Annotated in this window: 1 protein-coding gene; it reads left to right on the plus strand. The window is 44.3% G+C overall.

The features are described 5' to 3' along the window. Positions 1 to 517, plus strand: a 517-nt coding sequence (locus tag ABDH49_09380; protein MEN3047149.1) for an SBBP repeat-containing protein, incomplete at both ends; no start/stop codon positions are given.

Genomic DNA, 517 nt, shown 5'->3' on the forward strand with positions numbered 1-517 from the left:
AATGCGGGGGGTTGGGATGCATTTATATTGAAATTCACGAATGCAGGAGTAAGGCAGTGGGCTACTTATTATGGGGGAGGTGGGAATGATGTTGCAAATTCAATTTCAACAGATGTAGGTGGAAATGTTTTCGTTGTTGGGTATACTCTTTCAGCTAATTTTCCGACCTATAATCCAGGCGGAGGAGCATATTATCAGGGAAGCAATGCGGGGGATAGTGATGCATTTATATTGAAATTCACGAATTCAGGAGTAAGGCAGTGGGCTACTTATTATGGGGGAGGTGGGTTGGATGTTGCATATTCAATTTCAACAGATGGAGGTGGAAATGTTTTCGTTGTTGGGTGGACTTTTTCAGCTGATTTTCCGACCTATAATCCAGGCGGAGGTGCATATTATCAGGGAAGCAATGCGGGGGCTGCTGATGCATTTATTTTGAAGTTTGAGGGAGTTGGAGGAATGCTTACGCAGATTTGGGCTGTGTCAACGGTAATAGTAGAGCCTGGTTCAAGTGGCA

This window comes from Candidatus Hydrothermales bacterium, from assembly GCA_039630235.1.
Classification (GTDB): domain Bacteria; phylum Hydrothermota; class Hydrothermia; order Hydrothermales; family JAJRUZ01; genus JBCNVI01.